This window comes from Mesorhizobium sp. 128a, assembly GCF_053848025.1.
This window is the reverse complement of the sequence record NZ_JBSPKY010000025.1, coordinates 24,537-37,811: the sequence shown is the minus strand read 5'-3', so window position 1 is coordinate 37,811 and position 13,275 is coordinate 24,537. Positions and strand designations below refer to the sequence as shown.

The window sequence follows — 13,275 nt, the reverse complement described above, 5'->3', positions numbered from 1 at the left end:
TGTCTTTCGGTTCAGCCTACCGCCAATCGATCACTTCGGCAGCAACGCTTGGATGTCTTGGACAACCCCAGCCAACGCCGCTTCGGGTTCTGCCTTGAGCGTAATGACTGACCGCATGCGATCGATCAGGGCGTTGGTAATTTTTCCACTGTTCTGCCCTGGGAAAGAATACCAGCCGTTGAGCATAGGAAGTTCATCGATGGCCGCCGTCATGTTCGGTTTACTGCGATAGAAGCCGCCAAGCATGGCCGGATCGGTCGCCACTCGGCTATTGGCAACCATGTAGCTGGAGTTCTCCGCGATGATTTTCTGACCGTCGGCTCCCGCCGCGAACTTGAGGAATTCCCAGGCTGCCTTCTGACGTTCAGGGTCCTTTGCAAAAACTACGCCAAGGGAACCACCCGCCGGAAGCCGTGCGCGTTCAGAGAGTGCGGGGAATTTTCTGGTCGCGATGGCGAACTTTCCCACGGACTGTTTCTCGAATCCTCCGAGGCTCCCGCTTGAATCGGCCAGGATGGCGATCTTCCCCGCAGCGAAGAGCTGGCGCACTTGGTCGCGCGGCATGTCGACCTGTGCTTGGCCCGCCTCGCCGAAGGCTTTCAGCAACTGCATCGCCTTGAGACCCAGCGGCCCGTCGAAGGCGACCTTTTTCTCGTCAGGGGTCATCATATGACCGCCCTGGCTTTCAATCAGCGCGATCCAAAACCAATCCGCCTGATCGTAGGTGAAATAGGCTCCAAGCGTGTTGCTTGCGGGATCATTGGCCTTGCGAGCGAGTTCGAGGATTCCGTCCCAAGTTGTTGGCAGTTCTGACGGATCAATTCCCGCCTGCTTCACAAGGTCCAGATTGAAAAAGATAACGGGCGCAGAAACAGAGAGGCCGAGACCGTAAACCTTGCCTCCAACTTCACCGATCGAGGCGACCGACAGCGAGAGCGTGGTTTCGGGCGATTTCATTTCGACAGCAAGATAGTTATCGAGCGGTATTGCCAGCCCGCGGTCAACGTAGAGCCGGATTTTGTTGTTTCCCTGGATTGATACATCCGCCAACTGACCAGTAAGTGAATCGCGAAGAGTGGAATCCACTTGGGCATTGTAATCGCGCTGGCTCGTGTCGATGGCGATTTCAATATTTGGATATTTAGCCTCGAATGCCCTCGCCATGGCCTGGTACATATCCGCGACAATTGAAGGCGCCGCCGTGACGCGTAGGGTCAGTTTTTCGGCTGCATTGGCCTCGGTGAGTGCGAAACTGCATAGGGCAGCCGCTGCAACGCCAATGAAACTCCGCCGACTGAGAATAGACATGGTTCACTCTCCATTGATCCAGGTTTATACAATTGAGTTCAGGTTCACTTCACGGCCCCGCCCGTCAGGCCTTCCACAAACCATCTTTGGGCGGACAGGAAGGCGATGATGAGGGGTGCGACCACGATGGTGGATGCCGCCATGAGCGGGCCGTAGTCGTTGCCTGCCTCCTCGTTCTTAAAAGCCATAATTCCGAGCGGCGGCGGCATCAGGTTCTGGTCGCGAACCGCGATCAGCGGCCAGAACAGGCTATTCCAGTGAGTAACGACGGAAAAAATGCCGAACGCAATGATGGCGGGCAGCGCCATCGGCACCATGATGCGCCAGACAATGGCGAGTTCGGAGAAGCCGTCGAGCCGTGCTGCATGGACCACGTCGTCGGGAATCGTCTTGAAGAACTGGCGGAACAGGAAGATGCCAAAGGGCGAAACCACGTAAGGCAAGACCAGTGCCGCATAGGTATTGAGGATGCCAAGCTTCGCGCCGAGGATGAACAGCGGCAGCGCAAGGACCTCGTGCGGCAGAAGAAGAGCGATCAGCACCATCGCGAAGAGCAGGTTACGGCCGGGGAAGTTCAGCTTGGCGAGCGCATAGGCCGCCGGCGCGCAGACGGCGATCTGGAGCGCCAGGATCGCACCGCAGACAATGACGCCGTTTAGCATGTAGCGCGGCAGGGGTGAGCTCGTTAGCGCCTTGGTGTAGTTCTCGACGCCATAGAACTGTTCCGGCCAGAAGCTGAACGAGGCGCGAAAGATCTCGCCAGGCGGCTTGATCGACAGCGACACCATCCACACAAACGGAATGAGGATCAGCGCGCCGGTGATCAAAAGGACGGCATGGCGAACGATTGCCGACGGAGGGGAAAGGCGTTGCGTGCTCATTGGTAGTGAACCTTCTTATCCATCACACGCGCCTGGATCAGCGTGAGCGTCACGACGATGAAGAGAAAGACGACGGCGACGGAGGCGCCGTAACCGGTGCGCAGGTACTGGAAGCTCTCGCGGTAGAGTGTGTAGAGCAGCATCTCCGAGGCATGGCCGGGCCCGCCCTGGGTCAGGACTTGTACTGTGTCGAATGTCTCGAAGGCCCTTAGCGCCACGACGATGAAGATGAACATGGTGACGGGCCCGAGCATCGGCAGCGTCACCGTGCGCAGCCGGTCGAGCCAGGCGTCGGCGCCGTCGATGTCCGCGGCGTCATAGAGGTCCTGCGGGATCGACTTGAGGCCTGCCAGGAACAGCACCATCGCATAGCCGAGATTCTGCCAGATGCCGATGATGGCGAGCACCGGCAGCGCCGTGTTCTCGTCGCGCAGCCAATTGGCAGTCGGCAGGCCGAGGCCGGCAAGCGCCTGGTTGATGAGGCCGATGGTGGGATGAAGTAGGGCTTCCCAGGCGATCGCCATGGCCGTGAGCGTCGCCATGAAGGGCAGGAAATGGACGGCGCGATAGAATGCGCGGCAAGACTTGCCGCTTTCGATCAGCAGCGCGATCGCAAGGCCGAGGATAACGGTCCCGGGCACCACGATCGCGACATAAAGAATAGTGTTGACGAAAGAGGTGCGGAACCCCTCGTCGGCGAAGACTTCGCGGAAATTGGCGAGGCCAACGAAGGTAAACGAACTTGCCCCGAACTGCCAATCGGTGAGCGCGATCGCAAAGACGGCGAAGACTGGCAGGAAGAACAGGATGACGAGCAACAGAAGTGCGGGGCCGGCAAGCGACCATGCAGCGAAGATCTCTGCAAGACGATGCCGGCGCAACGCGCTTGATGAAACCAAGGGGGATTGGGAGGATTTAAGCTGTTCGCGGACTGTAGGGGCGCTCATGCTCATTGCAGCCGCTCCTTCATCTGCACGACCGTCGCACCTGCATGGTCTTTCGGCCGCAGGCGCTTGCCGTCCGCCGTAAACAGCAGCAAACGCTCGGGCTTGACGCCGAGGTGGAGCGTCTGGCCAGAGGCGATCTGCGGCGCACGCTCGGCAAGCAGACGGGCAACGACGGGATGATCTGTTCCCGGGACATCGAGATGAACGAACAGGTCGGAGCCCATGTGCTCGACCAGGCGCACAGCGCCAGTCAGGACGTTGTGGCCGCCGGCTTCGACAAGATGGAAGGCCTCGGGACGGATCCCGAGAGCAAGGCCGGTTCCCAAGGAAACCTCCGGGGAAACTGAGAAGCTCGTGCCGGCGGTTTCGGCCAGGCCGCAATCGCGCAAGCGTGCCTCGAGCATGTTGATCTTTGGGGAGCCGATGAACTCGGCCACGCGGCGATCGTCGGGATTGGCATAAATCTCTTGCGGCGGCGCCATCTGCAGCAGTTCGCCGTCGAGCATGACCGCTACCCGGTCGGACATGGTCATGGCTTCGGATTGATCGTGCGTCACATAGACGAATGTGACACCGAGGCGATTGTGCAGTTCCTTGATCTCGGAGCGCATCTGGACGCGCAGCTTGGCATCGAGGTTGGAGAGCGGTTCGTCCATCAGGAAAACGGCCGGCTGGCGCACCATGGCGCGCCCGACGGCGATTCGCTGACGCTGACCGCCGGATAGTTGACCGGGCTTGCGTGCCAGAAGGTGGCCGATGCCAAGTGCCTTGGCGGTGCGCATCACGTCGATCTCGACGTCGGCCAGAACCGCTTTCGTACCCGGCAGCAAACGCCCCAGTAGCGGCAGCCGCTGCCAGCCGTTCAGCCGGCGCATACGGAGCGGTACACTCATGTTTTCCTGCACTGTCATATGCGGATAAAGCGCATAGGATTGGAACACCATCGCCACGTCGCGCCGCTTCGGACGCACGCCGTCGACCACCCGATCGCCGATCGAAACGGATCCGCCCGACTGCACCTCAAGACCCGCCAAAATCCGTAACAGCGTCGACTTTCCGCAGCCCGACGGTCCAAGCAGCGTCAGGAATTCGCCGTCTGCGATCTCGAGCGAGACATCACGCAGGACGGTTGTAGCACCGAAGGTCTTTTCTATTTTTTCGATGGTTATGGCCGCCATTTTGCGGTACCTCGCTTTCAGGTGAGCCTGCCAAAAGCCTGCATCACGCGATGTTTGGATCGGCGAGACCATTGGAGAGGTTATGTTACAGAGCGATGACATATATCGAATAAACCGATGTGATCGGCTCGATTCTGGATGGGCGCATGGCATATCGTTGGAGGGCGTTTTGTGAGCGAGGAACAGGCTCTTTCACTCAATGCTGTGCGGGCTTTCGTGCAGGTCGCGCGCGACAGCAGCGTCACCCGGGCCTCGAAGACGCTCGGCATTACCCAGAGTTCAGTCAGCCGGCACATCGCCGTGCTTGAAGATTATCTCGGAGCCAAGCTGACCGAGCGCCGCGGTCGCCAGAGCCAACTGACGGACTTCGGGAGGCTATTCGCCGACGCCGTCGCCGAGCCGCTTGATACGGTCCTGTTCACCGCAAAGCGGATGCGCCGCAACGGCCGAAAGGACGCAAATCGACTTGTTGTGCGGACGTCGCTCGCTACCTTTGCCTATACGGTGCTCATCCCGAATTTGCGCGAGTTCTCGAAGGAGATGGGCGGCGTTACGGTCGATGTAATCAGTTCCTTGTCGGCTCCCGCCTCGACCGACAGCTTCGACGTGCTGCTCACCCGCGATCTGATGTTGATCGAACCAGCGGATCGCTGGGACGTCTACGATGAGCAACTCGTCTGCGTCGGCGCGCCGGACTGTATCGCGGGAAGGGGGCTCACAGCACTGCGGAACACGCCGGTGATTGCCGTTACCTCGCGGCCGGACATCCTGCCGACCTGGCTGCGCGGGTTGGATCTGAAGACATCCGATATCACGTCCGGCGCACGCTACGATCACCACTATCTCGCCCTGCCGGCCGTGACGACCGGCAACACCCTCCTGGTGACGCCGCATATCGTGGTCGCGGACCTGATCCGGCAAGGTCTTCTGGACGTGCTTGCCGGATCGCGCGCACCGAGCGGCATGCAATATCGCGCCTACGCGATCGACCGCAGCGGCAACCCGGATGTTGCCCACGCCTTCTGCCGGTGGCTCATTCGACTTTGCCGGAAGATGACCGAGGAAGACGTGCCCGCCGAGTAGCAGCCCTGAGTCCAATCGCAAAATACGATCATTCGGCTCTGTTTACGCGATGGCTGAACTGGCCAGCGCAACACTCCCTGATTAGGTCTGGGTCAGATCCAGTTCTTTAAGGAGAGGTGCATTGCCACTCATCGCCAAGAGGCTACACGCCGTTCGTCCCTCTCAGACCAAGGCCATGACCGCAGCGGCTGCCGCCCTGAAAGAGACGGGCATCGATGTCATCGCGCTCAGTCAGGGCGAGCCGGATTTCGATACGCCAGAGGCGGTCCAAACCGCCGGCATCGCCGCAATTCGTGAAGGCAAGACGCGCTACACCCCGGTCGCCGGCGTCAAGCCGCTGCGCGAAGCGATTCGCCAGAAGCTAATCCGCGACAACAGTCTCGACTATGACATCGACCAGATCACCGTCGGCTGCGGCGCCAAGCAGGTGGTGTTCAATGCTTTGTTCGCCAGTCTCGATCCAGGTGACGAGGTGGTCGTTCCGACCCCATGCTGGGTGTCTTATCCCGACATGGTGCGACTTGCCGGCGGTGAACCGGTTCTTGTCGAGTGCCATGAGCATTTCGGGCTCAAGCTGAAGCCGGAAGATCTAGAGGCGGCAATCACCTCACGTACCAAGTGGCTGATGCTGAACTCGCCCAACAACCCGACCGGCGCGGTCTATTCCAAGGTCGAGCTCGCCGCACTCGCCGCGGTGCTTCGCCGCCATGATCATGTGCATGTGCTTGCCGACGACATCTACGAGAAGCTCGTTTACGGCGTACGGTTCGCGACGATGGCAGAGGCCGCGCCCGATCTCATCGACCGGACCCTGACCATCAACGGTGTTTCCAAATCCAGCGCCATGACCGGATGGCGGCTCGGCTATGGGGCGGGACCCAAGGATCTGATCAAGGCGATGAACACGATCCAGGGGCAGACCTCGTCCCATACCAGTTCGATCTCGCAATATGCGGCGATCGAAGCGATCGGCGGCAATCAGGACTATATCGGCGATTTCGTGGCCGACTTCGAGAAGCGCCGCGATCTTGTGGTTGAGAAGATCAACGAGGCGCAGGGCCTCAGATGCCGCACACCGGACGGCGCCTTCTATGTTTTTGTCAACTGCGCTGGCGTAATCGGCAAAGTCACCCCCCAAGGCAAGGTGATCGAAACGGACATGGATTTCGCCATGTTTCTTCTCGAGCAGTTCGGCGTCGCCGTCGTGCCCGGCAGCGGCTTCATGGCCTCGCCCTATGTCCGCATCTCCTACGCCGCCTCGATTGAAGAGCTGCAGCGTGCCTGCGGCCGCATCCTTACCGCCTGCGAAGCCGTTTGCGAAAGTTAGAAGACCTATGAGCAAAGCAAAGCAACTGCGTGACCGAGTGGCCGAGCGGAGCCTCGTCCACATCATGGCGGCGCATAGCCCGCTCTCGGCAATTCTCGCCGAAGAAGCTGGCTTCGATGGCCTTTGGGCGTCTGGTTTCGAACTTTCCGCTCTCTATGGGCTGCCCGATGTCAGCCTGATCTCGATGACCCAGCATCTCGATATGGTGCGCGCCATGGGTGAGCGATCGTCCCTTCCGATCATCGCCGATATCGACACTGGCTTTGGTAACGCCATCAACGTCATCCATGCCGTAAAGCAGTATGAGCGCGCCGGCGCGGCCGCCGTCGTCATCGAGGACAAAACCTATCCAAAAGTCACCAGCCTTGTCGCCGGCGGGCGGCAGGAACTGCTTCGGATCGAAGAATTCCAAGGTAAGATTCGTGCTGCGATCGCAGCCAGATCCGATCCGGATTTCCTCGTGATTGCGCGCACCGAGGCACTGATCGCCGGTCTGGGTGAGGCGGAGGCGCTGAAGCGGGCTGCATCCTACGAGGCTGCCGGGGCGGATATGATCCTTATCCACTCCAAGCAGAAGACACCGGAGGAAGTGGAAAGCTTCGTGCGGGCCTGGGAGGGCAAGGCACCCGTCGTGATCGTGCCCACTGCCTATCCCGAGATGAACGAAGCGCGGATCAAGGCGCTCAACAAGATCGCCATCGTTATTTACGGGAACCATGCGATCCGCGCCGCGGTGACGGCGATGCAGGATGTGTTCGCGCGTGTCCTCAAGGATCGCGGCATTCACAATGTCAACGACGACATCGTCCCCGTCGAAGAAATCTTCCGTCTGCAGAAGATGGATCAAGTGAAGGCGGAAGAGAAGAGATTTCTGGCTTAGCCTTGGGACTGAATTCTAAAACGCTTTTGGGGCCAGAGATAGTTCAAGTCCGGCGCAATGATGGCGTTCAGCTGTGAATGAGTTTTGGGGTTCATTGACAAGGCAGTAGCCTCGGTTGCGCCCGACGATCAGATGTCGCAGGCCAGACGCAACGCCTCAAGCAGGCCGGCGCTATCAAGTGTTCACCAACGTCAAAATCCGGAAAGAGCATGAACCGGCCGGGCCTCGCTGATCTCCTCGCCCACGCCCGTGCGTGCTGGGGACACGATTGCCTATCGTCTGTCTCGACCACCTCGTCCGATCCTGGCGGCGCTGCCGGCAATGGTGAACAGGCTACGGAGGGACAGATATCGCTTCTCGGTCTGTAGGGGAAGAATCGACACTTCCTCGGCCGCCGGCTAACTCGTTTCCATGTCTTCGGCGCCATCGCTCATTTCGAGCGGCGTCTGATCTGCGAGCGAACGAAGAACCGCATCGCCGCCGCGATAGCCGAGGCAAGGGCCGAGGCGACACGCCCTTAACGACAAAAGCCGGGTTGTTAGCAGCCAACGCGGTAACAGGAAGAAGAGACTGCCCGGCTCCCTGCGGCGATTTCCGGTCCAAAGTCTAGCGCGCGCGACATCGCTAAAGTCGACGTAATACATCGTATTTTGCGATGTCTGTTACATTTCTGTTGCGTTGCAGCCTTATCGGCCTCGTGCGGAAAGCAACCAGTTTTACACGGAGCCAGTATGAAGTTTCTGATCGCAAGTCTTGATGGGCTAAAGCCTGATTTAATTTCTGAGGAGGGTACAATTAATATTGCCCACAAACAGAAAAATGGGGTGATGTCGGGGCCGCATCCAAGTGAAACGCGGGTCGCATTTCCGAGCACGGTGATGGGGGTTGCACCCAGTGGCAGGCGTGCACGGGTCTGTGTTGAAACTTTCAAGAGGATGAACATCAAGAGCCTTCTTCTCGGCTCCGCTGCGGCCCTGATTGCAGTTTCCGGCGCGCGCGCCGCCGATGCGGTCGTTGTCGCCGAGCCGGAACCCGCCGAATACGTCAAGATCTGCGACGTCTACGGCGCTGGCTACTTCTACATCCCCGGCACCGAAACCTGCCTGCGCATCGGCGGCTATGTCCGTTACGATGCCGGCCTCGGTGACGTCGGCTCGCTCGATGGCCGCAAGACCACCGACGTTCGGGACGGTGACGTCCAGAACACCTGGAAGAAGAATGCCCGCTTCAGTCTGAAGACCTGGACTGGCCAGGAGACCGAGCTCGGCACATTGAAGACCTATACCGAGACGCGCTTCAACTTCCCGAACGGCGGCCCGTCGACGGTGACGTTAAACTTTGCCTGGATTCAGCTCGGCGGTCTGCGCGTCGGTATGGATGATTCCGTGTATGACTCGTTCATCGGCTACGCCGGCAGCGTCCTCCAGGACACGATCATCCCGTACGGCATCAAGAATACCAACCTGATCAGCTACTACTTCGACGCCGGCAACGGCTTCTCGGGCGTTGCCTCGCTTGAAGAGGGCTCTGGCGCAACCGGTACAATCGACAGCTACGTTCCGCATCTCGTCGGCGGCGTGAAGTACAAGCAGGACTGGGGCGCGATCACCGGCGTCGTCGCCTACGACAGCAATTACGAGGAAGTGGCTGGCAAGGTTCGTTTGGACGTCAACGTCACCAAAGAGCTGTCGCTGTTCGTCATGGGTGGTTATGGGACCGACAAGCACCTTCTCGACCCGTCCAATGCCCTGCCCGCCGGCGGCCGTGGCTTCTACAAGCCGTGGGGCGGCACCTGGGCGGTCTGGGGCGGCGGCACCTACAAGTTCAACGCCAAGACCGCGTTCAACCTCCAGGCATCGGCTGACCAGGACAAGAACTACGCCCTGGCCGCCAACATCGCCTACACCATCGTTCCGGGCTACACGATCACGACCGAAATTGACTACGACCATTTCGGTCACTTCGATGACGGCACCCCGTTCGGAAACTTCACCAAGGCCGACAAGGAGAACAGCGTCGGCGGCATCGTCCGCTTCCAGCGCTCGTTCTGATCAAGCCTGCGATCTCAAAAAGGCCTGCGGCGTTGCCGCGGGCAAGTCGCGCGCATCAAGGATAACGGCACTATCTTGATGAGGGACGTACGGGCATACCCCTCGGGATTTCACGTGCTGTGCATGGTGGCGTCGCGACCGGAAGGGCTTTGACTGGGAAAGACAGATCGGTTGGACAGTGCGGTCAGAAGAGTTGATGCCCGTAGCGTCGATGGAGAACGCGTTCTCATGCCGGCTGCACACCACTGACAAGCTCAAGGTGCGAAGGAAACATCACCCTGAACTTCCTGTCCCTGCGCGTCGCCGTCGCAGCGGCTCTCAATGCCCGACCGAGAAAGACCCTGGACTGGAAAACGCCGGCAGAGGCGCTTGACGAGTTGCTGCCATGAGTGAATACAATCGGTGTTGCGACGACCGCTTGAATCCGCCCTTAAGACGCCAATCGGCAGGTACGGATTGGAATGCGGACCTTTATGACAGTGCCCGCCCCGGGTTTGCTGTCGATGAAGTGCCTCCCGTTGTGCGTGCAGAGACGATCGCTTCAAGCCGAGCTCTGTCCGAAGCCGTGATGTCGATGCTGATACCAGTGCGCATCCCGTAACGTCGCATGCCCCAGCGGCGAAGGGAATCCTGAAACGGACTCCTTTGTTCCGATCAATCCACCAGGGTCCGAACAAGAGCTTTTCAAAATCTTTGTTTCTGCGTTATTTTTTCAGATGTGCGACGGTTGAGATAGACAAGACCGAATTCCAGTGCACGATCGCGCTAGCGAGTCCACTTTGCACGGTGAGCTGAACGGCTGAAATCCGACGCGTTCCTCGAACGCGAAGGAGTTGTTAAACGGTCGGCCGTGAACAATGAGAGGGATCAGGCTTCGAGTTCCTTCGGCTGACTTTGAGGGGCGGCGAGGAGAGACCACAAAAGAGCCTTCAGCCACCTGAGCAGGAGGGAGAAGTTGTAGCCGGCGGCGGCCAGGATGGCGTTGACGGCGTCGCCCTGCTTGCCGGCGAGATAGTTGCGGCCCATCCGGTGCTCGTGGCCGATCACGGGCTCGACGGCCGATCGCCGCCGCATCTGGCGCTTGATGGCTGGGGTGACACGGCGTTTCTGGCCGCTGGTGAAGACCCTGAACTTGTGGCTCTCCGGTGCGTTGTGGCCGCGATAGCCGGCGTCGGCGAGAACGCGGCTGATCTCGTTGCCGATGGTCTTTTCCATGTCGGGGATGATCGCTGCGAGCGTGTGGCCGTCATAGGGATTGCCGGGCAGCGCTTTTGCATGCAGGGCGAACTGGCCACCCTTTGAGCGCTTCAGCGTGGTGGCCACCGACACCTTCACCCCGAACTCGTAGGGCGCATGCGCCTTGCCCTTACCGATGCATTCCACCTCGTGCGCATGCAGGCTGTGGATTTTGCGGCCGCGCTGGCGCTGACGCTGCTCGAGAACGGTGGAGGCCTGGTAGAGCGACCATTTGAAGAGCGCGTCCAGTTCCGCATCGCCGGCGATCTGGCGGGAGATGTCGCGAACGGTCCGGCCGAGATAGGTCTTGAGCCTGCGCAGCGCCTTGTTGGCCCGCTTGAACTTGTGTGGATGCCAGCCTTTTGCAAGGAGAGCATTGAACTTTTGGGCGTGTGATCGAGTGCGGACTTGCGTCAGGCCTGTCTCAGGTGCGGCCATTCACATGCCGCGGGCCGGTATGGTGATGCGCGGATCAGGTCCAATGATGCGAGTGCGGTGCAAGAGCGTGGATGCCGCACGGCGAATGGCTGATTCCCGTAGCCAGGCGAGCAGCACCTCCTGATTGAGCGCCTCGTAACGTACCGCGACATCCTGGAAGCCATGCAAGACCTGCCGATAACAGGTTCGGCTTTTCATGCTGCGCAGATCAAGGCTCGCGACATAGCGGTCAATGGTCGCGCGGTCGGGATCGGGCCAGCGGGCGGTCATGCCAGCACCTCCATTCCCGGCACGTCAAGCGCAATGGCCCTGAGGTCCTCGGTGGCGAGCTTGAGGTAGGGAGCCGTCGATCCTGTCGAACGGTGTCCCAGCACATCGCCGATGACCTTTTGAGGCACCGCGACCCGCAGCATCTCAACCGCGCGCGCATGACGGAAGATATGGGGTCAACACTTACCAGGCGGTTGGACGCCAGCGTCACGGAGCCGCCGGCGAACCACGCTGTAAAGCTTGTCGAGCTTGCGATAGGGCGCGCGCGTGCGCAGGAAGATTTCTCTGGCGTCCGTCATGGGCCGCCCGGAACGCAGATAGGCGAGCACCGCTTCGCCGACCGGCTCCATCAGGGGCAGGGATGTGCTGGCTCGCGTCTTGTGGTGGCGAACATGGATGGCTTCCGTCCGCCAGTCGATGTCCGCGATCCGCAGATTGCGGATTTCTCCAGACCGTAGCCCATATGTTGCAAGGAGTTGCAGGATCGCATGGTCCCGCAGCCCCGCCGATGTCTCGTCCTTCTTCGCGCTCTCCAGCACAGCGACTGTCCGATCGCGGTCCAGGACTGACGGTACTCCTTCGTATGCATAAAGCGTCGGGGCTATCACGTGCCCTGACAGGTCCGTCGTGACGCGACCTGTGATGTGGAGATAACGCAGCAGCGAGCGAAGCCGCTCTGCTACAGCCTTCAGTGAGCAGCGCGTCAGTTTCGGCGCGCGCAAATCCATATAGCGGTCAACGTCGCTAATGCTGAGGCCCGTCCACCCGTCGATGCCGCCACCGATCTGCCAAGCAAGGAAGTTGCGTGCTTCCCACATTAGCGCTGCCACGCTGGAGCAAGCCAACCCGCGTTCCTCACGCAGCCAGATTTCGTATCCGTCGCAAATTGCAAATCGGGCCACATCGGCCGCGCAGGTAGGCTCGATAGCTGGTGGCCAATGACCGTGAGCTAGCCGCAACAGGGCTCGAATTCCGGAACGCGGAACCTGGTGCCAGCGCGCGCTGGGACGTCGACCACGCTGCTTTTCGAACAGTACGATCGCATGCTGCAGGTATTGCTCGACCTGCACGTCGATCACGTCCGCGACGGGGATGCTCCGATGTACCAGATAATCGAGAAACTCAGACGCGTAGGCGCAGTAGTTCCCCACCACGACAGGGCTGTACCGCTGACCGATAAGCGAGGATTTGAGTGCGGCGATCAGTTCGTGACGGCTATTTGACATTGGCAACTCCTCTGTTGGTCGATTGACCGGCAGAGGTTCGGCACGAAATAATGAACAGCAAGCTGATCCGAAAATGGCGGAAGTCAGCCAATCAGGCCGCGTTCCTCCGCATTACGAAGACCTCGTGATTAGTAAAACGCCAGAAGAACGATGCCGCCGACGCCGAGGCGATAGTGATTGCCGCCCAGGCCGGAGATGCGATTCGTCGAGCCGAAATCAGAAGAACAGTAGGCCAGGGCAATGTTGTTCCGAGCTCGCCAGCGCCTCGTCCATCAGCGCACCGATCTGGTGAATGCATTGCGTGCCATCCTCTACGAGTACGGCCACGTCGTTGCGCAAGGCATCCACCACCTCACTCGCATAAATGCCGCACATGAAGGCCTGACAGAAGACCGCACTCGATCACCTCGAAAAGGGCCAGAAGCCACTTGCATTACGGGCGGCAACCAC

11 protein-coding genes and 2 pseudogenes are annotated in these 13,275 nt (G+C 59.9%); 5 read left to right on the top strand and 8 right to left on the bottom strand.

The window, feature by feature from the left end:
* Window positions 1–30 precede the first annotated feature (30 nt).
* The 4 genes from ACWTU9_RS29350 to ACWTU9_RS29335 are packed head-to-tail and all read right to left on the bottom strand — an operon-like array spanning window position 31 to window position 4,314.
* Window positions 31–1,308: an extracellular solute-binding protein gene (locus ACWTU9_RS29350; protein WP_455861362.1), complete on the bottom strand. Its 1,278-nt coding sequence runs from the start codon at window positions 1,306–1,308 to the stop codon at window positions 31–33.
* Window positions 1,309–1,352: 44 nt separating this feature from the next.
* A complete protein-coding gene (locus ACWTU9_RS29345) occupies window positions 1,353–2,189 on the bottom strand; it encodes a carbohydrate ABC transporter permease (RefSeq protein WP_455861361.1) in 837 nt (278 codons plus the stop codon).
* Window positions 2,186–3,142 (bottom strand): carbohydrate ABC transporter permease, encoded by a 957-nt coding sequence (locus tag ACWTU9_RS29340; protein WP_455861360.1) that lies wholly within the window; start codon window positions 3,140–3,142, stop codon window positions 2,186–2,188. The genes ACWTU9_RS29345 and ACWTU9_RS29340 overlap by 4 nt, the downstream gene beginning before the upstream one ends.
* The gene (locus ACWTU9_RS29335) at window positions 3,139–4,314 is read right to left on the bottom strand and encodes an ABC transporter ATP-binding protein (RefSeq protein WP_455861380.1); all 1,176 of its coding nucleotides are present in this window, start codon (window positions 4,312–4,314) and stop codon (window positions 3,139–3,141) included. Before ACWTU9_RS29335 ends, ACWTU9_RS29340 begins: the two co-directional genes overlap by 4 nt.
* A 171-nt stretch (window positions 4,315–4,485) precedes the next feature.
* On the opposite strand from ACWTU9_RS29335, the gene ACWTU9_RS29330 reads away from it, so the two are divergent.
* From ACWTU9_RS29330 to ACWTU9_RS29315, 4 genes are all read left to right on the top strand, one after another.
* A complete protein-coding gene (locus tag ACWTU9_RS29330) occupies window positions 4,486–5,397 on the top strand; it encodes a LysR family transcriptional regulator (RefSeq protein WP_455861359.1) in 912 nt (303 codons plus the stop codon).
* 175 nt (window positions 5,398–5,572) lie between these two features.
* The gene (locus tag ACWTU9_RS29325; protein WP_455861358.1) at window positions 5,573–6,724 is read left to right on the top strand and encodes a pyridoxal phosphate-dependent aminotransferase; all 1,152 of its coding nucleotides are present in this window, start codon (window positions 5,573–5,575) and stop codon (window positions 6,722–6,724) included.
* Entirely contained in the window at window positions 6,675–7,604 is a 930-nt protein-coding gene (locus ACWTU9_RS29320; protein WP_455861357.1) for a phosphonopyruvate hydrolase, read from the top strand. The genes ACWTU9_RS29325 and ACWTU9_RS29320 overlap by 50 nt, the downstream gene beginning before the upstream one ends.
* A gap of 935 nt (window positions 7,605–8,539) precedes the next feature.
* Complete coding sequence (locus ACWTU9_RS29315) at window positions 8,540–9,655, top strand: porin (RefSeq protein WP_455861379.1); 1,116 nt, start codon at window positions 8,540–8,542, stop codon at window positions 9,653–9,655.
* Between the two features lie 867 nt (window positions 9,656–10,522).
* Here ACWTU9_RS29315 and ACWTU9_RS29310 read toward each other — a convergent pair.
* The 4 genes and pseudogenes from ACWTU9_RS29310 to ACWTU9_RS29295 form a co-directional block, all read right to left on the bottom strand.
* Window positions 10,523–11,245: pseudogene (locus ACWTU9_RS29310) on the bottom strand (IS5/IS1182 family transposase); the annotation flags it as partial.
* Window positions 11,246–11,329: 84 nt separating this feature from the next.
* Window positions 11,330–11,599 carry a hypothetical protein gene (locus tag ACWTU9_RS29305; RefSeq protein ID WP_455861356.1) on the bottom strand — a complete coding sequence of 90 codons (270 nt, stop codon included), beginning with the start codon at window positions 11,597–11,599 and terminating at the stop codon, window positions 11,330–11,332.
* The gene (locus tag ACWTU9_RS29300; protein ID WP_455861355.1) at window positions 11,596–11,742 is read right to left on the bottom strand and encodes a hypothetical protein; all 147 of its coding nucleotides are present in this window, start codon (window positions 11,740–11,742) and stop codon (window positions 11,596–11,598) included. The genes ACWTU9_RS29305 and ACWTU9_RS29300 overlap by 4 nt, the downstream gene beginning before the upstream one ends.
* Window positions 11,743–11,775: 33 nt before the next feature.
* Window positions 11,776–12,825, bottom strand: coding sequence for a tyrosine-type recombinase/integrase (locus ACWTU9_RS29295; protein WP_455861354.1), 1,050 nt, complete (start codon window positions 12,823–12,825; stop codon window positions 11,776–11,778).
* Between the two features lie 131 nt (window positions 12,826–12,956).
* On the opposite strand from ACWTU9_RS29295, the pseudogene ACWTU9_RS29290 reads away from it, so the two are divergent.
* Window positions 12,957–13,194 (top strand): annotated as a pseudogene (locus ACWTU9_RS29290) (IS110 family transposase); the annotation flags it as partial.
* Between the last annotated feature and the right edge of the window lie 81 nt (window positions 13,195–13,275).

What these genes read in the sequence shown, in the direction of transcription:
- ACWTU9_RS29350 (WP_455861362.1), bottom strand. Translation starts at nt 1,308, where the DNA reads ATGTCTATTCTCAGTCGGCGGAGTTTCATTGGCGTTGCAGCGGCTGCC.
- ACWTU9_RS29345 (WP_455861361.1), bottom strand. Translation starts at nt 2,189, where the DNA reads ATGAGCACGCAACGCCTTTCCCCTCCGTCGGCAATCGTTCGCCATGCC.
- ACWTU9_RS29340 (WP_455861360.1), bottom strand. Translation starts at nt 3,142, where the DNA reads ATGAGCATGAGCGCCCCTACAGTCCGCGAACAGCTTAAATCCTCCCAA.
- ACWTU9_RS29335 (WP_455861380.1), bottom strand. Translation starts at nt 4,314, where the DNA reads ATGGCGGCCATAACCATCGAAAAAATAGAAAAGACCTTCGGTGCTACA.
- ACWTU9_RS29325 (WP_455861358.1), top strand. Translation starts at nt 5,573, where the DNA reads ATGACCGCAGCGGCTGCCGCCCTGAAAGAGACGGGCATCGATGTCATC.
- ACWTU9_RS29315 (WP_455861379.1), top strand. Translation starts at nt 8,540, where the DNA reads ATGAACATCAAGAGCCTTCTTCTCGGCTCCGCTGCGGCCCTGATTGCA.
- ACWTU9_RS29305 (WP_455861356.1), bottom strand. Translation starts at nt 11,599, where the DNA reads ATGACCGCCCGCTGGCCCGATCCCGACCGCGCGACCATTGACCGCTAT.
- ACWTU9_RS29300 (WP_455861355.1), bottom strand. Translation starts at nt 11,742, where the DNA reads ATGCTGCGGGTCGCGGTGCCTCAAAAGGTCATCGGCGATGTGCTGGGA.
- ACWTU9_RS29295 (WP_455861354.1), bottom strand. Translation starts at nt 12,825, where the DNA reads ATGTCAAATAGCCGTCACGAACTGATCGCCGCACTCAAATCCTCGCTT.